Consider the following 22,188-nt stretch of genomic DNA (forward strand, 5'->3'; position numbering starts at 1 on the left):
TTGCAGAATTTCCTCATCCCTATTGTTATACATACAATTGATTGGGGGTCTATTCTTTCACCCATGATGCAATCGGAAGCACTCGGTATTGCGGCCATTGAAGCCTGGCCGGTTCAATTACCTCTCCATGCTCCTTTCGTGGTGGCTTCAGGTTCCATGTCGGTCGCCCACAATATTTTCATCAGATTGACCCTCAAAAGCGGGACATGCGGGTATGGGGAGATGGCGCCGTTTCCGGACATATCTGGCGAAGATCAGGCTGCCTGCCTGGCCGCATTTCCTGCCGCCGCCCGGTGTATCCTCGGACAATCGGTTTGGAATTGGCGGAAGCTGGCACATCAACTGGCGGAGGTGGCCCGGGAGATGCCTTCGGTCCGATGCGGGCTGGAAACGGCTTTTCTTGATGCCCTGTGTCGCGAGATGGGCGTTCCCATGTGGGCCCTGTGGGGTGGAGCGGATGTTCGGGTTCGCGAAACCGATATTACTTTGCCGATTGGAGAAACCGAACAAGTCGTGTGCAAAGCCAAAGAGTGGTTTATTCAAGGATTCAGGGTGTTTAAAGTAAAGGTGGGACAGGATGTTGATGCCGACATTCGAAGGATTGAGGCCGTGTTTAGAGCGTTCCCTGAAGCCTCATTTGTGGTTGATGCCAATCAGGGGTTTACCGTCTCCGAAGCTCTGCAGTTCATCGAGTCGATAAGTCGATCGGCCATTCCTGTATTGTTGCTAGAGCAACCCGTTCATCGAGATAACCGGGAAGGTCTGGCCTCTGTTCGCCGGGACAGTCCTTTTCCCATTGCGGCGGATGAATCGGTTCGATCCCTTCATGATGCGGAATTGTTGATTCGTGAAAAGGCTGTGGATGTGATGAATGTCAAGATCACCAAGTGCGGTGTGGTGGAATCAGGGGAGATTGCCCGTTTGGCTAAATCGTGCGGTCTCCAATTGATGATTGGCGGCATGGTCGAAAGTCGAGTGGCCATGGGGTGTTCTTTCAGTTTGGCCTTAGGGCTGGGAGGGTTTGAATTTTTGGATCTCGACATGCCGCTTCTCTTGTCAATAGATCCGGTACAGGGCGGGTATGCGTATAAGGGACCGGTCTTGCAGCCATGGGAAGAGTCCGGGCTTGGGATGGAGATGAGCCAAGAGCCCTCATCGGTGATCGTCCTTGAATAGGGGACGTTGCGTTACGATCAGCATTTTTACCTTCTTGGTTGTGCACAGAAATCTGCATCGCACAGGCAGCCGTCCGATGGTCAACAGCTTTTCTTGTAAGTAGCTTAGAGAACGCTTTTCCCTACGTCATGTTTCAGAATAAGTTCTGCATCCCCCAATAACATGGACAAGGCTGGTAAGAATGCGGTTTCTGCATTCAAAAATGTCTTGCTTGCCAGAATTCTCATTTACTGGGTAGGATCATTTAATGGCCGGATTGATGATGTTGGCTTAACCAGGATGGTGATGAATGGGAACGGGTAATCGATTGATGGGATGGAGTAAGAGCCTCGGACTTGTGGGGCTGGTATGGTGCGTCTGCGCGGGGACGGTGTTTGGTCAGGATCTGGCCTCCTTTGAGCAACGTGTGACCAGGCATACGTTGAAGAACGGGTGGACCTTCATTATTGTGGAACGTCCAGTGGCGCCTGTCTTTGCCTTTATGACGCGAGTCAATGTGGGATCGGCCCAGGAAACCATGGGGCAAACAGGACTGGCTCATATGTTTGAACATATGGCCTTTAAAGGAACTCCTCACATCGGGACGACTGATTACGACGCAGAAAAGATCGCGTTAGAGGCATTGGAAGAGGCTTACCAGGCTTATCAAACGGAGAAGTTTGCTTCTGATCCTGACCAGGAGACGGTGGATCGCCTCTATGCGGTTTTTAAAAAGCGACAACAAGAGGCTTCTTCGTATGTGGTGAAAAATGAGTTCGGCGATATCATTGAACGGGAGGGTGGGGTTGCGTTAAATGCGTTTACGGGTGCTGATGTCACTGGATATTTTTATGCTCTTCCGGCCAATAAAGTCGAACTGTTTGCATACTTAGAGTCCGAGCGGTTTTTGCACCCGGTGTTTCGGGAGTTTTACGAAGAACGGGACGTAGTCATGGAAGAGCGTCGCATGCGCACGGAAAGCCAACCCTTCGGCCGGTTGCTCGAACAGTTTGTTGCGACGGCTTATATGGCCCACCCGTATCATCATCCGGTGATTGGTTTTGCCAGTGATATTCAATCCTACACAATGACCGACGCAAAAAAGTTTTATGAGGAGCAGTACGTGCCTCCGAATTTGGTGACGGCGATCGTCGGAGATGTGAAAGCGGAGGCGGTTATCCCGATTCTTGAAAAGTATTTCAATCGCATCCCCTCTGCTCCCGCGCCTCCTCCGCTTCGAATCGTGGAACCTCCGTCCATCGCAGAAAAAATTGTGAAGCTGCAGGATCCTTCCCAACCCTTATATGTGGAGGGTTATCATAAGCCACCCGTGACCCATGCTGATCAACCGGTATACGATGCGATCGACGATATTTTAACGAATGGGCGAACCTCTCGCTTATATCGTTCGATGATTCGGGACAAACGCATCGCGGTGTCGGTGGGAGCTTATGGGGAATATCCGGGGGACAAGTATCCGCACGTGTGGATGGCCTATGCGGTTCCCGGTCGGGGTGTGACGAATGACACGGTACAGCAGGCATTACGGGAAGAATTTGACCGGCTGAAAACTCAGGATGTCTCCGATGAGGAATTGGCACGATTTCGCACCCGTGCCAAAGCGGGGTTGGTTCGGGCCTTAAATAATAACCTTGGTCTGGCCATGCACCTGACTGATTACCAGATGTTATTTGGAGATTGGCGCGAATTATTCCGGTCCATTGATCGGTTGGATCAGGTGACCAAGGCCGATATTCGTCGTGTTGCCAACACGATGTTTCAACCAACGAACCGGATCGTGGGCATGATTGAGACGGTTTCTCCTGCCGGTGGTCCTCAACCAGTCACTTCCGGGGAGGACCAATCATGAATCACAGCATATCTCATCAGCATACATGTTGTGGTATAGGTCGATCGTCAGTCCTGAGCGCGGGATTGGTCGTTCTCATGTTCTGTGTACCCGTTTTGGTGCAAGCGCAAGTGACAAAAGTCGAGGAGTTGCAGTTCCCGCCATTGCCGGAACTGGTTATACCTGAACCTGAACGCGTCGTTCTGGATAATGGACTCGTAGTTTTGCTGATGGAAGACCATGAATTACCGTTGGTGGGTGTGTCAGCCATGATCAAGACGGGTTCCCGATTGGACGCTCAGGAAACCATTGGGTTGGCTTCCTTAACGGGAACCGTGCTTCGCACGGGAGGGACGAAAAGTCTGAGCGGAGATGCCCTGGATGAGTTTTTAGAAGGGAAAGCCGCCGCAATTGAAACGCACATTGGGGACTCGTCCGGCACCGCGTCGATGGGTTCTCTTACTGAAGATTTTCCTAAAGTGTTGAAGGTATTTGGAGACGTGTTGCGGTTTCCGGTGTTTGATCCTGAGAAGTTAAAGATTGCCAAAAATCAGATGATGGCCGGGATTTCCCGTCAGAACGATGACCCGGATGAGATTACGTCACGAGAATATAAGAAGTTAATTTATGGGAAGGAATCCCCTTATACCTGGGAGCCGACTTACGCCTCCGTGGGGTCTATCACCCGAGAGGATGTGATCCGGTGGCATGCAACGTACTTTCATCCCAATCGGATTATTTTAGGGGTGAGTGGCGATTTTGAACGGGAAAAAACACTCGCGCTCATTCAATCCATTTTTGGTGACTGGCCAAAGGGTCCGGAGGTACAGAATGCTCCCGTCTTTATTCAGTCAACGGTTCCGGCTGGTGTGTTTTATGTTGAAAAAAACGATATGACCCAAGCAAAAATTGCCATGGGGCATTTGGGAATTCGTCGGGACGATCCTGATTATTATTCCTTGGTGATCGTCAATCAAATTCTTTCGGGGTCATTTGGCGCCAGATTATTTAATAACATCCGCTCCAAGCAAGGGCTGGCGTATGATGTGCACGGTGGCGTTGGATTGCAATGGGACTATCCAGGCATGGCCATTCTCTCGATGTCGACCAAAACAGAAACAACGGGAAAGGGGATTGATTCCTTAATCGCAGAGGCTCGGAACATGGTCGCTCTGCCTCCCACGGATGAAGAAGTGGCGAGCGCGAAAGCCAGTATTTTAAATTCCTTTGTCTTTTCTGTGGATTCTCCCACGAAAGTGCTTGGTAAATATATGACATATGAATATTATGGGTATCCTTCGACCTGGCTGAGAGAATTTCGCCAGGGTATTGAAAAAGTCACCACGGCTGAAGTCCGAATGGCTGCACATAAACATTTGCGTCCGGAGGAGTTTGCGATTCTTGTGGTGGGACCTCGTGCCGGCACCAAACCAGCATTGGCTCGCTACGAACAATTTCAGGAATTGGACATTCGTATTCCAGAGCCCACTGGCGGAATGTAATGGTCGTCTGAATGACGGTAGGATGGTCATGGCGACCTTTTGCTGCGCGACACTGAATTCTTGAGAATTTGAGATGCCAATACGCCGGTGGGTCACCACAGATCGTCGGGTCTTTTTTTGTGTCCTGCTCCTGAATATTCTGATCGCGGGATGCCAAACCAATCCCTATACGCAACGTTCCCAGTTATTATTGATGCCGTCCGGGCAAATGAACCAGATGGGGGCTGCCCAGTATAGTGAAGTTTTGCAGGACCCCAAGGTTGTGATTTCCAAAAATCCCAAAGAGATTGAGCCGGTTAAACGTGTCGCAGCTCGTATTATTGAGGCGGCCAAGCGTTCAAAATATGGGGACGTGGCGAAAACGTTTGATTGGGAGGTGACGGTCATTAAGGATGACAATACTAAGAATGCATGGGCTTTGCCGGGTGGAAAAATTGCCGTCTACACCGGGATTTTCCCGATGGCGCAAAATGAGGCCGGATTGGCGGCTATCATGGGGCATGAAGTCGTTCATGCGCTGGCGGAACATGGAGGAGAGCGGATGAGCCAGGGACTGGTGGCTCAATTTGGAATGACCGCTGCGGCGATCGTGCTTTCGACCCAAGGCCAAAATCCGGCATTAAATGCCTTAGCCATGCAGGCGATGGGGCTTGGTGTGCAGACGGGAGTTCTGTTACCGTTCAGCCGAAAACACGAATCGGAAGCTGACTATATCGGCATGTTGCTTGCGGGCGCTGCGGGATACGATCCTCGGGAAGCGATTCATATTTGGGAACGGATGGCCGCGGCTTCTGAGGGCGCTCCACCGGAATTTTTATCCACCCATCCGGCGCATGATACCCGGATTGCCGATCTCACGAAATGGATGCCTGAAGCCATGGAGCTCTATAGAAAGGCTCCAAAGGCCCCTGTGGCCAATTTGCCCATCATTACACCATCTCCTCCTCAACGCCCGCCACAACAACCAAACGCGGATCGTTTCCGTCACTAGCCACGGTGAAATAAGTCGTATGGTCTTCAAAGCTTTCTGGCGCTTTCTGAGAACGGGGTTGATCGTCATTCAAGGCAGGCTATGATCCTCAGTCTCCGTCTTTTTTGGCCGACAGTGGTTGCCTGCATGATGTTGGCTGGCTGTGGCAAAAGTGAGGCGGTGGTGGAAATTGCCCTTCATCCCACAAACCCCAACATTCTTTACCTCGCCACCAACGATTATATTTATAAGTCCCGGGACGGAGGCATGACCTGGCAGAACATGTCTGCGGGTATGACCCATTCTCGTGTCATTGCACTGGCCATTGATCCCCTGTTTCCGGCCAATATTGTCGCCGGGACTAAAGGGGATGCGGTGTATAAAAGTTATGATGGCGGGCAACGATGGGTGTCACGACGGACAGGATTGGATGATGTGACAATTTCCTCGGTGGTCCACCAATTGGTGTTTGCTCCGGGATCCAGTGCCCATATTTTTGCCGCTACCTCATTAGGGGTGTTTGAATCAGACGATGGGGGAGAAACCTGGAGTAAGCGGATGGAGGGCATGAAAGAAGTGCTCATGGTGGTGACGCTTGACTGCGATCCACGTCAGCCTCAAACGCTCTATGCCGGAACAAGCGGGGGAGTCTATAAATCCATTGACGGGGCCCGCACCTGGAAAATGGTTAATAACGGGTTGGTGGCCGCTGATGTGCTGAAATCCTCACGGGCATTGAGCGTGACTCGAATTAAGGTTGACCCTCATGAATCCGATACGGTCTATACCGCGACTCTGAGTGGACTGTACGTCACCAAGGATGGAGGGCAAGTCTGGACTCGCATTGGGGAGACACTCTCCGATCAGATGTTGAGTGACCTCATTCTCGATCATACCCACCCCCATATCGTGTATGTGACCAATCGTGACGGTGTTTTTAGAAGTGAAGATGGAGGAATAACCTGGGAAGCTCGAAGTGCGGGCTTGACGAATGTTAATATTCGGGCTCTAGCCATGAGCGCGGTTGATTCCAATGTGCTGTATGTGGGGACGAACGGTAAGGGACTTTTTCGGACGGGTGACCGTGGAATGTCATGGGAGGCGGTGCCCCTGGTTGTGGCCGAATCCCTTTGAGGTTTATCCTGAATGGGAGATGATTTGATATCCTTCTTCTTGAAGATTAAGATCTCCTTTCATGGGTAAGTGATAGAGTCTTTTAGACTGATTTCTGGTGACGAGTAAGAAAGGTAACTGCCGTGGCTTTTTGGGATTCGAAGCAAGGACGAAATCGTGCGGATGCGGTCTGCTCCTTTTGTGGTCGGGCAAAACCTGGAGCAACGAATTTGATCCAGGCCCCGACGAAACAGGTCTGCACGCAATGTCAGGCACCGGGGTCGGTCTTGATTTGTGCGGATTGCATCCAACAATGTTCAAAATTTTTATCAGGCCATACGGAAGGCCAGTCCGCCATCGAGCCGCCTGCGGGTCCCTTGCCGACCCCTCCTGAAATCAAAGAGGTCCTGGACCAGTATGTGATAGGACAAGACCGTGCCAAAAAGGTTCTGTCGGTCGCCGTCCATAATCATTATAAACGTGTCTTTAGCGGTAAAGATCTGCCTGATGTGGAATTAGAAAAAGGGAATGTGATGTTGATCGGGCCGACTGGAACCGGCAAGACCTTATTAGCCAAAACCTTAGCAAAAATTCTGCATGTCCCCTTTGCCATCGCGGATGCCACCACGGTGACGGAAGCGGGATATGTGGGCGAAGATGTGGAAAATGTGGTCCTAAAGTTATTGCAGTCGTGTGATTTTAATATGGCCCGAGCGCAAGTGGGCATCATTTATATCGATGAAATTGATAAGATTAGCCGGAAGTCTGAAAGCGCCTCTATTACGCGGGATGTGTCCGGGGAAGGTGTCCAACAGGCGTTGTTAAAATTGGTGGAAGGGACGTTATGCAATGTGCCTCCCAAGGGGGGAAGAAAACATCCTGAGCAGGAATTTCTCAGGGTGGACACGACGAATATCCTCTTTATTTGTGGCGGTGCGTTTGTAGGGGTCGAGGATATTATTGCTCAGCGGACCAATCAGAAACGAATGGGTTTTGGCGCGGTTTCCTCCAATGGTGAGTCATTGAGCTCTGATCAATTGATGGAAAAACTCAAGCCGGAGGATCTTTTAAAGTATGGGCTCATCCCTGAATTTGTCGGCCGGTTTCCCATTCTGGCCTCCCTGAATGATTTGCGCGTGGAGGATATGGTTCGGGTTCTACAGGAACCGAAAAATGCTCTCCTGAAACAATATCAAGCCTTATTTCAATTAGATGGCGTGCAGTTGGACTTCACTCCGGAGGCGGTTCAAGCCATTGCCACCAGGGCTTCGTCTATGAAAACCGGAGCCAGGGGATTGCGTTCTATTCTGGAGGAAGTCATGCTGGATTTGATGTATGATGTGCCCGCCTTGAAAAACATTAAGCGAGTGATTATCTCCGAGGAAGCTATTGACGGCAGGGGGGCTCCACAATTAATTTCCTGAAAATAATGCTCGGAGGCGTAGTTTCCCTGCCGGAGATTGTTGCATTCTTTTCCATTCTGACTTATGCTATTCAAAAGAAATTCATCACGACATTCGGGCCACGTGGTGAATGTTTAAGTGACGGGCCCATCACTGATGTTGTTTTGCCAAGGAATCCGCAAGGAGTCTGATTGGAAGTTAGTCCTAAGTCGCCACCTGGTTTGCGTTCTCGGGCCGTTCCTTCCCTTCTCTTCTCTTCGACCCATGCAAAACAATATCGCATTTAGAAGGAGGGACCCCGATGGGTTCAAAGATCTATGTGGGTGGCCTGCCGTATTCCACGGCAGAGCAAGAATTGGCTGACCTATTTGGCCAGCACGGCGCCGTGACGTCGGCTAAAATTATTACGGACAAGTATACGGGGCAATCTCGAGGATTTGGTTTTGTGGAAATGGCCTCGGATGCTGAAGCCAAGGCGGCGATTGAGGCGCTAAATGGAACCGAAATGGGAGGGCGAACCCTGACGGTCAATGAAGCGAAGCCCCAAGCACCGCGAACCGGATTTGGTGGCGGTGGTGGCGGAAACCGTGGTGGTGGTGGAAACCGTGGTGGCGGTGGAGACCGTTGGTAAGTCGCTAAGTCACTAACAGGCTACTCTTCAAATAGAAGCAGGGGACCCGGTAACGGATCCCCTGCTTTTTTTATACCTTGGGTAATGGTCCGGAAACATTGTAGAATGGGATACTGATCGTCGGCCAAGATGCCTTGTCGGAGTGCTGATGGCCATCGCGGCTTTCATGTCCAAATTGAAATAGAATGGAATACAATACACAATGAGTGATTCTTCAGAATTTTCTTCCTCCAAGGATTCTTCTCGGTCGGCTGGATCTTCATTCCCGAAATCATCCAGGAAATCTGGGAATTCCCCATTAGCGGTCATTGACCAATGTTTGGCATCTTTGCCTGAAGGGGATCACCGGATTCCTCTCCTCTATCAACTTCGACACGGGCTTGTTGAACAAACGACGGCTTCTCAACAACAGGAAGCCGACATGAAAAAACTTCAAGGAGTGCTTGAAAAACTGACGGCCCCGGCTAATCGAGTCGGGACGTTGCTTGATCAGCCTGATAAGGGTGTGGCGAGGATCATGGTTGGTGGGGCGGAATATTATGCCAATGTCGACCCCAGGCTTGAGGAAGAAGGTTTAAAGGTTGGACATCAGATTTTAGTGAATGAGGCGTATGTGGTCATTCGGTCCCTCGGATATGATCGAAATGGCCCGATTGTGAAAATTCGAGAGATATTAGGTGATGGGCGTCTTCGTATTGATCAAGAGGCGGGCAGGCAAGGCATCCTTATTCAACGGGCGAATGATCTTGCCGGTACGGAATTAAAGGTCGGCGATGAGGTTCGACTGGACCCATCTCACAGGATTGCTATCGAACGACTAGAGAACCCCCAAGGGCAATCGCATCTTTTAGCGGAATTGCCAACCGTCCGTTGGGAGCATATCGGTGGACAGCAGGAGGCTATCCAAGCCATCCGCCGGTCCATAGAATATCCCCTCCTGCATGGAGAGTTGTTCTCACGGTATCAATTTCAGCAACCCAAGGGCTTTCTCCTGTATGGGCCACCGGGGTGCGGAAAGACCCTGATTGGCCAAGCCACGGCGGCAAGTCTTGGGCAACTCCTTGCAAAAGAACGTGAAACGCTTACGCCTCATGGTGGAACGCAAGAGCAAGGCTCTTCCTCTCAACTTCCGCCGATTGAGGGTGGCGTGTTTCTGCATGTCAAAGGTCCGGAAGTTCTGAATATGTGGGTCGGGGAATCGGAACGAATCATCCGCGATTTATTTCTTCAAGCCAGGCAACAAAGGCAAGTCGGGAAGTTGCCATTTATCTTCATCGATGAAGCCGAATCCATTTTAGGGACGAGACGGGCGGTGCGATCTTACAATGTCTCCAATACCCTGGTTCCGATGTTTTGTGCCGAACTCGACGGGATTGAAAGCCTTTCCCAGGTGGTGGTTATTCTGGCTTCAAATCGCCCGGATATGATTGATCCAGCTGTGCTGAGACCTGGAAGAATTGATCGAAAAATTAAGGTAGGCCGACCTGGGCGAAACGATGTGGCGGAAATATTGCGTGTCTATTTGACGCCTGATCTGCCTTACGACACGAAGAAGGCTGCCGGCAGTGGACAAGAGGATGAGGCTCCGGTGTCGCAGATCATCGACGGACTGTTAGAGGATCTCTTTCAGCGAAGCCAGGAGAATCGAGTCTTGGCCATTCGGTTGCGTAACGGACGGCGTGAGGTTCTCTACCGTCGGGATTTATTGAGTGGAGCGGTGCTGGCGGGAATCGTCCGGCGTGCAAAAGAACGGGCAATTGAGCGGGCGATTCAAGCGGGCGATCAGGAAGCCTCGGGTCTGAGCCTCGATGATTTACTCATTGCCAGCAATGAGGAGTTCAAGGAAAGTGAAATTTTCCCGCCGGATGATTCAGCTGAGGAATGGTTGAAACTCCTGGATTATCATCCCGACCAGGTTGTCGGGGTATCCCCCCTACAACCAGGAAATGCTGGAGAAGAGCATCGGACATCTCAGATTGTGTAAATCACCCTTTCCAGCACGCTGTGCCAAATGCGACCTTCTCAGCTGAAAGATTGGAACAAATGAATCCTCTTCGCCTCTTTGGTATTGAGACTGAATATGGGATTGCGCGGGAAGATATCGAGACCGCCGATCCTGTTGTGGAATCCATGGAATTGGTGCGGGCCTATCTTGACGGACATTTTACCCGCCGCTGGGATTATCGGGGCGAGCATCCCCATGAAGATCAACGGGGTTTTCGGGTGACTGAGTTAGCTCAGGATAAAGAAGAGGACCTGTTCGCGGAGCAGGATGCCCATCGGCCTTTTTCCTTCCATGAAATGAAAAGTGACCTTGTCCTCCCCAATGGGGCGCGATTTTATAATGACCATACCCATCCTGAGTATTCCACGCCGGAATGCCGGACTCTCAAGGATATGGTCGCGCATGATCGGGCCGGGGAGCGAATTCTTTGGATGGCCGCACAACGCCGAAATCAGGCCCTTGGTGGCCCAATGGTTCAGCTGTATAAAAACAACACGGATTTTCATGGGCATAGTTATGGCTGCCATGATAATTATCTGGTCTCGCGCGAGCTCAATTTTGAGAAATTGGCTCGTGGACTCATGCCTTTTCTGGTCAGCAGGCAATTGATCGCTGGCGCAGGCAAGGTCGGTCGGGAAGCGCAAGAGCGCGGGTTTGAGCCTGGCGGGTTTCAATTGTCCCAACGCGCAGATTTTATGGAGGCCGAGTTGGGTGTGGATACCATGCACAACCGACCGATTCTCAATACGCGAGACGAACCGCATGCGAATCGTGAGCGCTATCGGCGACTCCATCTTATCGTGGGTGATGCCAATATGTGTGAATATGCCACGGCCTTGAAGATCGGCACGACGCGGGTGGTGTTGGATATGATTGCCGGAGGGCTCTTGCCGCCCTGTGAGCTTGACTCCCCGGTGCAGGCCATTCAGACGCTCTCCCGTGACCCTGATTTGAGCACCCTTGTGAAACGGCAGTCGGGCGGCCTGATTTCCGGGGTGGATATTCAACGGGAGTATCTGAGTTTGGCTAGGAAATATTTTATTGAAATGGATGAAGAGACCACCTGGATTCTTCGCGAATGGGAGCAGGTATTGGACCTTCTCGAACGGGATCGATGGCAGCTTGTGGGAAAAATCGATTGGGTGACTAAATGGTGGTTACTTGAAACCTTTAGGCAGGACGAGCATATCGGTTGGGATGATCCTTGGCTTGCCAGCCTGGATCTGGAATATCATAATCTGGACCCCGATCGTGGCCTGTTTTTCGGGTTGGAAGCCGAAGGGCGAACAACCCGGATATCACAGGATCAAGATATTCAGGAAGCAATGAAGCATGGGCCTCGTGATACACGTGGAGGTCTCCGGGGGTTGTGTGTTCAACGATTTGGTCAAAACATCACGTCGATACAATGGGAAGGAGTGCATTTTCAGGGTCAAAACGGGGGACTGCATCTTGACCTGCTGGATCACCTTGAGCCAGTGTCGGTGGCGCATTGTCGGTCTGTGATTGAGCATGCCGAGACTCCCTTTGATATGATGGAATCTATGACAGGGAAGTAGAAAGCTTAGATGGTTTTCTACTTATTTGGAGGGATATTTCCCCTTCATCTTTACAGTATACATCAAGTATTTGGATTCCTTTATGCATCGACCACCTACAATTCCCCGATAATGAAGTTGCCGAAACCATAATTGAGAACTCAATGGCGAATATGTGGGGATTGGGAAAGTGAAACCAAAGGTAGCCGCCTCGAACTTCAGAATGAAGATGGAAATATTGAGAAATGTTAGTTGATCTAAGAACCAAAAAGGAGGTAATGCCTAACTCCTTTAGCTTTCTTGAAAGAAATCGAGTTGTGAGGCTTACAGATGGCGGGTTCTGGCTTTCTGATGAAAAAAAAGTGTACGAGTATCAAAGGTTCACCGCACTAATAAAGGACCTTCAGAAGAATACATTGAAAATACTTGATATTGGATGTGGTAAGGGACGCATACCAAGGAAATTGATAGAAGATTCAAATCTCAATGTAGAATTCAATTATGCTGGTTTTGATGTAGATAGGAATGATATTAATGATAATAATGCGTTCTTTCAAAATGATAAACGGTTCGCATTCCATCATATTGATTATATGAATAAAATGTATAGCCCAAACGCTTCGACAAAAGAACCAGTTTTTAATTTTTTGGATGAGTCATATGATTTGATTTGGGCATGGAGCGTTTTTTCTCATTTGGACATAAATGATTTTGAAATGTATATGAGCCTTATCTCCGATAAATTGGTAAGAGATGGTTTTGCCTTTCTTACATGTTTTAGCAGATATGAGGCAAAACAAAATCCAGAATTTACACCAAATTATATTTTTTTAGAAAATAGTGATTTACCTGCTAACGGTGGTAAGCAAGATAATAATGATTTAACTGCCGTTTGCTACAACCCCAGTTGGATTGATGAATTGTTAATGAATCTGGGTTTAGAGGTCCTTATGTCTTGCTATCCGGTTTATGGGGGGAATTTCCAAACTGGTATTTATTTAAGAAAGGTTTAGTAAAGAAATCTCTGTAATTTCGAACATCAAAATACCATCTAATCCAATCCTATTTCAGGCTGAAAATCAAAAAATGTAGTTCATGTGGAGGATGAGATTTATGAAAAACCAATTTGAATATATCCAAACCGTTGGCGGTCTTGAACGAAAAGAACGGCCAATCGATCCACTCTCTAAACCATCCGGGCCCGGCGATCAGGAATCAGGTCCTAAACGCCCGGAAACTGATTCACCATCCCGTGATAATCTCATGAAGCGCATGCGCAAGGTGGATCCCAAGCAGGCGGAAAAATATCGCCAACGGACCGGGGAATAAGGATGATGGGACAACAAGGGGACTTCCTTCAGGTTCTGCGAGAACGTGGCTATGCGGTCGAAGACCTTCGGCAGGCGTTCAAGGGCGGGACGCCATCAGGCCATCCTGAGATTACAGCCGGGACGACGGTCTTTGCCATCAAGTATGCTGACGGGGTCCTCGTAGCTGGTGACCGGCGGGCAACGGCCGGAAATGTCGTGATGTATGATCGCACCGATAAGGTCTTGGAATTGGATCGGTTTTCTGTCTTAGCCATTGCAGGTGTTCCTGCCACCGCGTTTGAAATGGCCAGAATATTAGAGCATTCTTTTAAGTATTACCGGAGAAGCCAATTACAGGATTTGAGTTTTGAGGGAAAGTTGCGAGCCTTATCAACATTGTTGAAAAATAATGCCCCTGCGGCGTTGGCAGGAACCGGAACCGTGGCGCCAATTTTTGCGGGGTATGACCAACTTGAAGGGAGCGGAAAAATCTTTTTCTATGACATCTTAGGAGCTGAATTCGAGGCGGTGGAATATGCTGTCTCTGGATCCGGGTCTTCCACGATCCGAGGAATTTTATTTTACATGAATCGGTGGGGGAATGGTCCCGTTGCCGGAATGAATGAAGAGGAAGCTTTGACCTTCGTGCTACGGCTGATGACCAGTGCTGCAGAGTTTGATTCCGCTACTGGTGGAGTGGATGCGCAGGCGCAACTCTATCCCATCGTGAAACGCATATCTGCGGAAGGAGTGAGAACCATTCCGGCGGAGCGGTTGAAAACACTGTTTTCTGAAAAGGTGCTGAATCATGTATGAAGAACCCTATCGATGGATTGAAGCTGTCGCCAATCGTCGGCAATATTTGGACGATCAATTCACACAAGGCAATCCGTTAGTTGCCGTCTCCTTTCCCCAGGGGATTTTGTTGCTGACCTTTAATCGGGGTACGGACAAAATCTATGAAATATACGATCGCATTGCGCTCGGAGGCATGGGCCATCCTGCAGATCTGGAGAAATTACGGTATACCCTATTGGATATGGCCCACGTTGAAGGGTTCCAACGGTCTCCGGCCGATGTGACCGCTTCCCGACTGATGAAAAATGGTCTGGCTCCTGTCATCAAACAAGCGTTTGAGGAAATTTTCAAGGCACCGTACATCGCCAAAATTCTACTGGCAGAAGTCGGGGCTTCTCAGGATCGGGATCGCCTGTTCAGCATCAATTATGATGGCATGTTTGAGGAACAACGCGAATTGGGTTTGCTGGCAGCCTCCGCCTCCATTCGTGGTCTGCTCACTCAGGAATGGAAAAGTCAGAGTCTGCTGTCTTCTCTTCAGTCGGCTGTGGAGCGGAGTCTCCGTTTGTGGGGGATCGCAAGTCTTCTCCAATCTGTACATCCCTCTTCGGATACAGAAGAGGAGGGAACCACCTCTTCAGCAAGCAGTTCCCTCTCCATCATTCCAGAGGATGAGGCAATTGCTTCCCGAATTCGTGAAACGCTGTCTAATGAGACACTGGAATGTGTCTTCCTGGATCGGGAGAGCGGGAAGATGGAGACCTATCGTACTCTGAGTCAGTCGGAACTACAGTCCTTCATTCCTACCGTGTTCCAACCTGCCATCTAAATCCTGGCAGAGCGAGGTCCCTATGCATAATCGAATCTTCGGTATTGAAACCGAATATGGTCTGCTTATCAAGGCTGATCAACCGGACGTGTCTTCTGCTTGGATTGCCCACCGGATCATTGAACATTTATTTGGCCGGAAAAAACACGGCGTCATTGACTGGCATTATCGTGGGCATGATGAACCGCCAGGCAATGGGGGCTTTCTGCTGAATGCAGGCCGGATGTATGTCGATATGGGACATCTTGAATATGCCTCACCGGAATGTCATTCGCTGTGGGATTTAGTAGCAGTAGACCGCGCCGGAGATTGGCTGTTGCAGGACTGTCTGGAAGAGCTTGGGCTTTCCGAATTGGTGTCGATCATTAAAAACAATATTGATCATGAGACAGACGCGACATTTGGTTGCCATGAAAACTATCTGGTCACGCGGGACTTTCCGTTTACCTATCAAGGGTTGGGGATGCTTATGCCGTTCCTGGTAACACGCCAGGTCTTTACGGGTGCCGGGCGAATCGGGAAGGCGCGTTCTGTGGATGGCTGGATTGGCTTGGATGATATTGAGGGACGTGGAGGGACCCGGTCACGGAAATCAAGCGAAGACGGGGTGATCTATCAAATTTCCCAGCGTCCGGATTATATCGTCAACGACTTTTTTGAATGGGTTCAGCATAACCGGGCTATTGTGAATACCCGGGATGAACCCCTGGCCGATCCAGAACGATTCCGGCGGTTGCACTTGCTCATGGGCGATTCGAATATGGCAGAAGAAGCGACTCTTTTAAAAATGGGGACGACCGGCTTGGTTCTGCAATTAATCGAAGAAGGGCATGCCCCGCAAGGATTGGATTTCGATGATCCTGTCCAGACCCTGCGAGCCATCTCTCACGACCCTCAGCAAAAATGGATGGTCACGCTCTCAACCGGCCGGCACCTTTCAGCCTTGGATATTCAAGAGCAGTTTTGGGAAGCCGCCGCCAAACAGTATGCCGGGCAGGATGAGGAAACCGACTGGGTTCTGGGCCATTGGGAATCGGTCGTGAAGGATTTACGAGAGGGCTTTCAAGCGGTGGTCGGCCGGGTTGATTGGGCCTCCAAGCTCTTTTTGTTGGAGAACTTTCGGAAAGCGGAGAAGTTGGAATGGGACGATCCCTGGTTGAAAAGTCTGGATTTGGAATATCACAATGTGGATCCGCAGGCAGGTCTTTATCATGGTATGACAGAAGAAGGCGATGCGCCGCGCTTCACGACGAATGATTTGGTCGAATTGGCGAAAGGGCAACCGCCACGAAACACTCGTGCGTTTGGGCGAGCAGAAATCATTCGCCATGTCGTCAAGGAAGGTTGGGCGGAATTTTTAGAAAAGGCGACAGGCCATCACGATCCGCGTCGTCCGCCCTATGTCATCAATTGGTCGGTTTTGCAACTTCAGGGGAGTCCGGCTTTTGTCATGGCCGATCCCTTTCGCAGCTATGTGCAGGAAAGTCGGGATTATTGCGCAGACTGGTCTTCTCGTCCTTCCCTTGAATCCCTCTCGAATAAGGAAGATGCTTAAGTAAGTCGAGAGAAAATTCCCTGCGACTGAACCGTTTTGATCTTTTTGCTCCTTTACTCCCATTTTTTTTGAGTGGTAATTTAATCTTTGGGTTGAGGAAGCCGGACTGGTGATTGTCCGGAGCGCTACTAAAACCGTTTTCAAGCAACCTCAGCTCTCGACTTATTGAACTTTCCGGGTGGGAATGCAGGTGAAAAACGACATCCCTGGAGTCCCAGGCTTTCGTGGTTTCGTGGTGGTCGGCTGTGTCTAATCGTGGGGCTCCGGCGCATTGGGATATTTCTTGAAATGGCGTCCCAGAATTATGGGCATTTTATTAGATGTTTTTAACTAGTCTGGCCGATGAGGAATTTGGCTCATCCCTTGCTCTTTATTAAAATAAAGGATGGATGAATTTTCATTGACAAAGTGGTCAAGACTTGGAAATGACATGATGTCAGATGTCAATGGAGTCACCCAAACTATAATCTTACATAACGATGAATCATTGCCGGGCCAATTGATCGTGTTCGGTTTTTCACAAAATCGAGAGTGAAGCGAATATGCCATGGGTGTTTATACCTGTTTGTAAAAATTTAACGTTGTTCTATCCAAAGAAAAAGTTGGCGGAATGTTCAGAGTATTATGTAGCCATTAATCTGGATAAACCCTTAACCACCACGTTTTGACAATAATCGTGGTGTCAAATTTCGAGATAACCTGTTGTCTGTCATGACAGAAACCTTTGTAATCAACATTCAGTAAAGCTAGTCTCGGTGCGGAAAAATCATAACGTTCACCTTTTGGCCCTTGGGGAGGCTCCTTGGTAGGAGTGGATGTCCCTCCCTGCACTCAAATCGTTATTGTCTTGATTTGAGGAAACTCCTTGGTGTCTTACTGGGCTTTCCGTATCAGGCAGTGTACCTAAAACATATAAGGCTTGAGTTCCTTAGTTATGGGATAACCGCTCCCTTTCCCTAATTTCATCCACCTGGGTTGGGCTCGGTTTTTCTTTCTGATAGAGGAATGTTCGGAATAGGTTTAAAGATTTTTATACTCAAGGCTTTATGTGATTGAAAAATCTCCATCCGTATTTGTGAAGCATGGGAACGCAATTCGTTCCATTGTTCAAAATTTCACTTCGAATAAAGCACTCAACATGAAAACTCACGTAGTCCTGTATTTTGTAGTCTGCTTACTCACGGTATCCTGCACCTATAAAAAAGAGGCAGAAAGCGTTGATACCCATAAGGTGCTTTATCCCATCTTAGAAGACGTCACCTATAGCAATAAATATGTCGCCCAAATTCAGTCGGTAAACTATGTAGAGATACGAAGTAAAATTAGAGGGTATATTGGAAAAATCTATGTGGATGAAGGGCAACCCGTCAAGAAGGGGCAGTTATTGTTTGCCCTGACCCATAACGTATTTGAAAAAGAATTACAAAAAGCAAACGCGGCATTCCGAAGTGCCGTGGCAGATCTGAAGGTAGCGGAAGTTGAATTAGCAAACGTGAGAGTGCTGGTAGAAAAAAACATTGTGTCCAAATCCGAACTGTATGTTATTCAAGCCAAGGTCGATGCGTTGAAAGCGGACGTGGAAGAAGCTCTGGCAAATAAAGAACAGCAAGCCTTAAATCTTTCGTTTTCAAGAATACGAGCTCCCTTTGACGGTTTTATTAATCGTATTCCAAATAAGGTGGGAAGTTTGATAGCCGAAGGAGACATCTTGACCTCACTGTCTGATAATCGTGAGGTTTTCGCCTATTTCAACCTTTCCGAAGTGGATTATCTTAATTACATTGCCTCTGGCGAACGAGGAGCCAAAGTTGTGGGGTTTGAACTCGCCAATCAAGTTCTTTATGAGTATGAAGGGAATATAGAAATGATTGAAAGTGAATTCGATAGCTCAACAGGGAATATTGCGTTACGAGCAAGGTTTCCTAATCCTGACGGACTGTTAAAGCAAGGGGCAAATGGTAAGGTCATAGTCAATGAAACCCTTAAAGATGTGTTGGTGATTCCGCAAAAGTCAACCTTTGAAATTCAAGACAAATTGTATGTGTACGTCGTCAATAAGGATAATGTCCTTGAGCAAAGGAATATTGTTTCAAAAATGCGGTTACCAAAATTTTATGTTGTGGAGTCCGGTTTATCCAATGACGAACGAATACTTTTCGAGGGTGTGGAGAATGTCATGAATGGAGACCAAGTGCATCCTGTTCACGTTAAAATTGCCAGGGCGATGATGTGAATCCCTATCGACTGGAAAAGAATTAGATAAACATGACAGCTATATTTATTCATCGTCCGGTCCTTTCCATTGTCATTTCTCTGTTAATAACCTTACTGGGCTTGTTGTCCTTTACCCAGCTCCCCGTCACTCAGTTTCCAGAGATTACGCCTCCCGAAGTTAATGTGACGTCCAAATTTATCGGGGCAAACGCCGAAGCGGTGGTCAAGGCGGTTGTGACCCCGCTAGAACGAGCCATTAATGGTGTCGCCGGAATGGCCTATATGTCGTCCGTATCCGGCAATGATGGCACGAGTGTCATCCAAATTATTTTTAACGCCGGGACCGATCCAGAAATTGCCGCTGTGAATGTGCAAAACCGCGTGGCTTCAGCCTTGGACGAGTTACCCCCAGAGGCTATTAAATCAGGCGTGATTGTCGAGAAGGTACAAAACAGTATGTTGTTGTATATCAACATTCTCAGCCTGGATCCCACCATAGATGAAAAATTTCTGTACAATTTTACTGATATCAATATTCTGAAGGAGCTGAAAAGAATAGATGGCGTAGGCTTTGCTGAAATTATGGGATCACGGGAATATGCCATGCGTGTGTGGCTAAGGCCCAATAGATTAGTGATGTATAACATTTCAGCTCTTGAGGTTATCGAAAAATTACAAGCTCAGAATATAGAAGCCGCGCCGGGTAAAATTGGTGAAAGCTCAGGTAGGGATAAGAACGTACAGGCGCTTCAGTACGTGTTGAAATATACCGGGAAGCACAATACAAAAGAAGCCTATGAAAACATTGTGTTAAGCAGTACGGATGAAGGGGAAATTTTGCGGCTGAAAGATGTCGCAGACGTTGAATTCGATTCACAAGATTATGATGTTCTTTCCAAAGAAAACGGGCAAGCCTCTGCTGCTATTCTGTTAAAACAGCGCCCTGGCAGCAATGCCAAGGAAGTGATTCAATCGATCAAAGAAAAAATGCAGGATATTAAATCAACGGCATTTCCCCCAGGAATGGATTACAGTCTCAGTTATGATGTTTCTGAGTTTTTGGATGCCTCCATTAACCAAGTTCTGACAACGTTAATTGAAGCATTTCTTTTGGTATCCCTGGTGGTGTTTGTCTTTTTGCAGAATGTTCGACTCACCATCATTCCTATTTTGGCCGTACCGGTATCCCTGGTCGGCACATTTTTCTTTATGCACATAATGGGTTTTTCCTTGAATCTCATCACACTATTTGCGTTGGTGCTTGCCATAGGTATTGTTGTCGATAACGCGATCGTGGTGATTGAAGCCGTTCATGCCAAAATGGAGAATTCAGGATTTGGAGCCCAGCTGGCTACGGAACAAGCCATGCATGAAATTAGCGGGGCCATTATTGCCATTACCCTCGTCATGTCGGCTGTGTTTTTGCCCGTCGCGTTTATGGATGGCCCGACGGGAATTTTTTATAGGCAGTTTTCCTTGACTATGGCCTGTTCTATTATTCTTTCAGGGGTCACCGCCCTCACACTGACCCCAGCCCTTTGTACCGTTTTTCTTAAAAATACTCACAACAGCCAACAGCCTCAAGATGGGCGGCTGCAGAAATTATTTCATGGGTTTAATCATTGGTATGACAATCTGTCCGATAATTATAAAAAACTTGTTAGCGCAATAGCGAACAGAAGAGTGGTGACTTTTGGGATCCTGCTTGGTTTTTCCGTAGGCACCGGTTTGGTCGGGGCGTTTGTTCCCTCGGGCTTTATTCCTAATGAGGATCAGGGGACAATATATGCCAATGTTACTGCTCCAACAGGCGCGACTCTCGAACGCACGGAAAAAGTTGTGGATGAAGTGCAACAGATTGCATCCGGATTAGAGGATGTGACATCCGTCTCAAGCCTTGCGGGATTCAGCATCCTGTCTGAAGGTACGGGTTCGGTCTATGGGATGAATCTCATTAGTTTGAAAAATTGGAATGAACGAAATGCATCTGATAGGGATATTATTGGCGTTCTTGAAGAAAAAACCAAACATATTAAGGATGCCAGTATTGAATTTTTTACCCCTCCCCCCGTACCGGGTTATGGGAATTCCAGCGGTTTTGAAATGCGGTTGTTAGACAAAACCGGTTCGGATTCCCTTGCGGAATTGCAAAAAACGGCCGATGACTTTGTCGATGACCTCAACCTACGGCCGGAAATCGCTAATGCCTTTACCACTTTCAATGCGCGTTTTCCACAATATCTGTTACATATTGATGGCGAGAAGGCGGCTCAAAAGGGTGTCACGGCGGAAAACGCGATGAATACCCTTCAAGCATTGATTGGCAGTGTATATGCGACCAACTTTATCCGTTTCGGTCAGATGTATAAAGTGATGGTACAGGCGCTACCCGAATTTCGTGCAGAACCTGAAGACCTGATGAAGTTATATATTAAAAATGAAGCGGGTGAAATGGTCCATTTTTCTTCTTTTCTTCGCGTTGATAAAGTTTATGGTCCTGAACAGGTGACCCGTTACAATATGTACCCATCCGCCATGATCAATGGGCAGCCTGCTATCGGGTATAGCAGCGGTCAGGCTATTACGGCCATCAAAGAGGTGGCTGCCAGTAAATTACCGAAAGGGTTTGGGTACGATTGGGCAGGGTCTTCGCGAGATGAAGCCCAGATGGGCAATCAGGCCATTTACATTTTTCTCATTTGTTTAATATTCGTGTATCTACTCCTCGCCGCACAATATGAGAGTTTTCTGCTGCCCATGCCGGTGATTCTTTCGCTACCCATTGGGGTGTTTGGTGCCTTATTTTTCCTCTTGCTGATGGGATTGGAAAACAATATCTACGCTCAAATCGCGATGATCATGTTAATCGGCATCCTCGGTAAAAATGCCATTCTGATAATCGAATTCGCCAATTTCCAACAAAAGCGAGGGAGAACTCCGCTTGAAGCAGCGATTGAAGGGGCGGCCATTCGTTTGCGCCCTATTTTGATGACATCATTTGCATTTATTGCCGGGCTTCTTCCATTAATGTTTGCCTCGGGTGCAGGGGAGATTGGGAATAATACCATTGGCTCGGCGGCGGCTGGAGGTATGTTTTTCGGGACCATTTTCGGCGTGATTCTTATCCCGGGTTTATTTGTGGTATTTGCAACGATGGGAACGACACAAAATCTTGAGGAAGAATCAAAAACAGGGAAGGCTCCGCGATTAAGTTTCAAGTCCCGGTTTAAATTTGCCCGCAGGTTGGCAAAACTTCAATAGTTCCTGATTCCTCAGGGAGTTCAACCGAATTTTAACGAATATTAGGATATTTTCG

General features: G+C 48.5%; 16 protein-coding genes. All 16 read left to right on the plus strand.

The genetic code is table 11. From position 1 onward, the window contains the following. Positions 1 to 63: 63 nt before the first annotated feature. A complete protein-coding gene (locus ACTRXD_RS18510; protein WP_442433263.1) occupies positions 64 to 1,176 on the plus strand; it encodes a dipeptide epimerase in 1,113 nt (370 codons plus the stop codon). Between the two features lie 289 nt (positions 1,177 to 1,465). Further along, positions 1,466 to 3,025 (plus strand): M16 family metallopeptidase, encoded by a 1,560-nt coding sequence (locus tag ACTRXD_RS18515; RefSeq protein WP_442433264.1) that lies wholly within the window; start codon positions 1,466 to 1,468, stop codon positions 3,023 to 3,025. Continuing rightward, entirely contained in the window at positions 3,022 to 4,506 is a 1,485-nt protein-coding gene (locus ACTRXD_RS18520) for a M16 family metallopeptidase (protein WP_442433265.1), read from the plus strand. The genes ACTRXD_RS18515 and ACTRXD_RS18520 overlap by 4 nt, the downstream gene beginning before the upstream one ends. A gap of 73 nt (positions 4,507 to 4,579) precedes the next feature. After that, complete coding sequence (locus ACTRXD_RS18525) at positions 4,580 to 5,497, plus strand: M48 family metallopeptidase (RefSeq protein ID WP_442433266.1); 918 nt, start codon at positions 4,580 to 4,582, stop codon at positions 5,495 to 5,497. 81 nt (positions 5,498 to 5,578) lie between these two features. After that, entirely contained in the window at positions 5,579 to 6,610 is a 1,032-nt protein-coding gene (locus tag ACTRXD_RS18530; protein ID WP_442433267.1) for a WD40/YVTN/BNR-like repeat-containing protein, read from the plus strand. Positions 6,611 to 6,732: 122 nt separating this feature from the next. Beyond that, on the plus strand, positions 6,733 to 8,013 hold the full coding sequence (gene clpX / locus ACTRXD_RS18535) for an ATP-dependent Clp protease ATP-binding subunit ClpX (protein ID WP_442433268.1): 1,281 nt from the start codon (positions 6,733 to 6,735) through the stop codon (positions 8,011 to 8,013). 280 nt (positions 8,014 to 8,293) lie between these two features. Then, complete coding sequence (locus ACTRXD_RS18540) at positions 8,294 to 8,623, plus strand: RNA recognition motif domain-containing protein (RefSeq protein WP_312748148.1); 330 nt, start codon at positions 8,294 to 8,296, stop codon at positions 8,621 to 8,623. Positions 8,624 to 8,942: 319 nt separating this feature from the next. Further along, complete coding sequence (locus ACTRXD_RS18545; RefSeq protein WP_442433269.1) at positions 8,943 to 10,607, plus strand: AAA family ATPase; 1,665 nt, start codon at positions 8,943 to 8,945, stop codon at positions 10,605 to 10,607. Positions 10,608 to 10,666: 59 nt separating this feature from the next. Beyond that, positions 10,667 to 12,187: a proteasome accessory factor PafA2 family protein gene (locus ACTRXD_RS18550; RefSeq protein WP_442433270.1), complete on the plus strand. Its 1,521-nt coding sequence runs from the start codon at positions 10,667 to 10,669 to the stop codon at positions 12,185 to 12,187. Positions 12,188 to 12,411: 224 nt separating this feature from the next. Further along, a complete protein-coding gene (locus ACTRXD_RS18555; protein ID WP_442433271.1) occupies positions 12,412 to 13,179 on the plus strand; it encodes a class I SAM-dependent methyltransferase in 768 nt (255 codons plus the stop codon). Between the two features lie 100 nt (positions 13,180 to 13,279). Then, positions 13,280 to 13,495 carry a ubiquitin-like protein UBact gene (locus ACTRXD_RS18560; protein WP_442433272.1) on the plus strand — a complete coding sequence of 72 codons (216 nt, stop codon included), beginning with the start codon at positions 13,280 to 13,282 and terminating at the stop codon, positions 13,493 to 13,495. Between the two features lie 2 nt (positions 13,496 to 13,497). Continuing rightward, complete coding sequence (locus ACTRXD_RS18565) at positions 13,498 to 14,292, plus strand: proteasome subunit alpha (protein ID WP_442433273.1); 795 nt, start codon at positions 13,498 to 13,500, stop codon at positions 14,290 to 14,292. Then, positions 14,285 to 15,103 (plus strand): hypothetical protein, encoded by an 819-nt coding sequence (locus ACTRXD_RS18570; RefSeq protein WP_442433274.1) that lies wholly within the window; start codon positions 14,285 to 14,287, stop codon positions 15,101 to 15,103. The genes ACTRXD_RS18565 and ACTRXD_RS18570 overlap by 8 nt, the downstream gene beginning before the upstream one ends. 22 nt (positions 15,104 to 15,125) lie before the next feature. Then, positions 15,126 to 16,658, plus strand: a complete 1,533-nt coding sequence (locus ACTRXD_RS18575; protein ID WP_442433275.1) for a proteasome accessory factor PafA2 family protein — start codon at positions 15,126 to 15,128, stop codon at positions 16,656 to 16,658. 1,048 nt (positions 16,659 to 17,706) lie between these two features. Further along, positions 17,707 to 18,891 (plus strand): efflux RND transporter periplasmic adaptor subunit, encoded by a 1,185-nt coding sequence (locus tag ACTRXD_RS18580; RefSeq protein ID WP_442433276.1) that lies wholly within the window; start codon positions 17,707 to 17,709, stop codon positions 18,889 to 18,891. Positions 18,892 to 18,923: 32 nt separating this feature from the next. Continuing rightward, positions 18,924 to 22,133, plus strand: a complete 3,210-nt coding sequence (locus tag ACTRXD_RS18585; RefSeq protein ID WP_442433277.1) for an efflux RND transporter permease subunit — start codon at positions 18,924 to 18,926, stop codon at positions 22,131 to 22,133. The last annotated feature ends 55 nt before the right edge of the window (positions 22,134 to 22,188 follow it).

This window comes from Nitrospira sp. T9 (assembly GCF_052156535.1).
Taxonomy (GTDB): domain Bacteria; phylum Nitrospirota; class Nitrospiria; order Nitrospirales; family UBA8639; genus Nitrospira_E.

Bases quoted from the DNA above. Each gene is read 5' to 3' on its own strand.
- ACTRXD_RS18510 (WP_442433263.1), top strand. From the start codon at position 64: ATGATGCAATCGGAAGCACTCGGTATTGCGGCCATTGAAGCCTGGCCG.
- ACTRXD_RS18515 (WP_442433264.1), top strand. From the start codon at position 1,466: ATGGGAACGGGTAATCGATTGATGGGATGGAGTAAGAGCCTCGGACTT.
- ACTRXD_RS18520 (WP_442433265.1), top strand. From the start codon at position 3,022: ATGAATCACAGCATATCTCATCAGCATACATGTTGTGGTATAGGTCGA.
- ACTRXD_RS18525 (WP_442433266.1), top strand. From the start codon at position 4,580: ATGCCAATACGCCGGTGGGTCACCACAGATCGTCGGGTCTTTTTTTGT.
- ACTRXD_RS18530 (WP_442433267.1), top strand. From the start codon at position 5,579: ATGATCCTCAGTCTCCGTCTTTTTTGGCCGACAGTGGTTGCCTGCATG.
- ACTRXD_RS18540 (WP_312748148.1), top strand. From the start codon at position 8,294: ATGGGTTCAAAGATCTATGTGGGTGGCCTGCCGTATTCCACGGCAGAG.
- ACTRXD_RS18550 (WP_442433270.1), top strand. From the start codon at position 10,667: ATGAATCCTCTTCGCCTCTTTGGTATTGAGACTGAATATGGGATTGCG.
- ACTRXD_RS18555 (WP_442433271.1), top strand. From the start codon at position 12,412: ATGTTAGTTGATCTAAGAACCAAAAAGGAGGTAATGCCTAACTCCTTT.
- ACTRXD_RS18560 (WP_442433272.1), top strand. From the start codon at position 13,280: ATGAAAAACCAATTTGAATATATCCAAACCGTTGGCGGTCTTGAACGA.
- ACTRXD_RS18565 (WP_442433273.1), top strand. From the start codon at position 13,498: ATGATGGGACAACAAGGGGACTTCCTTCAGGTTCTGCGAGAACGTGGC.
- ACTRXD_RS18570 (WP_442433274.1), top strand. From the start codon at position 14,285: ATGTATGAAGAACCCTATCGATGGATTGAAGCTGTCGCCAATCGTCGG.
- ACTRXD_RS18575 (WP_442433275.1), top strand. From the start codon at position 15,126: ATGCATAATCGAATCTTCGGTATTGAAACCGAATATGGTCTGCTTATC.
- ACTRXD_RS18585 (WP_442433277.1), top strand. From the start codon at position 18,924: ATGACAGCTATATTTATTCATCGTCCGGTCCTTTCCATTGTCATTTCT.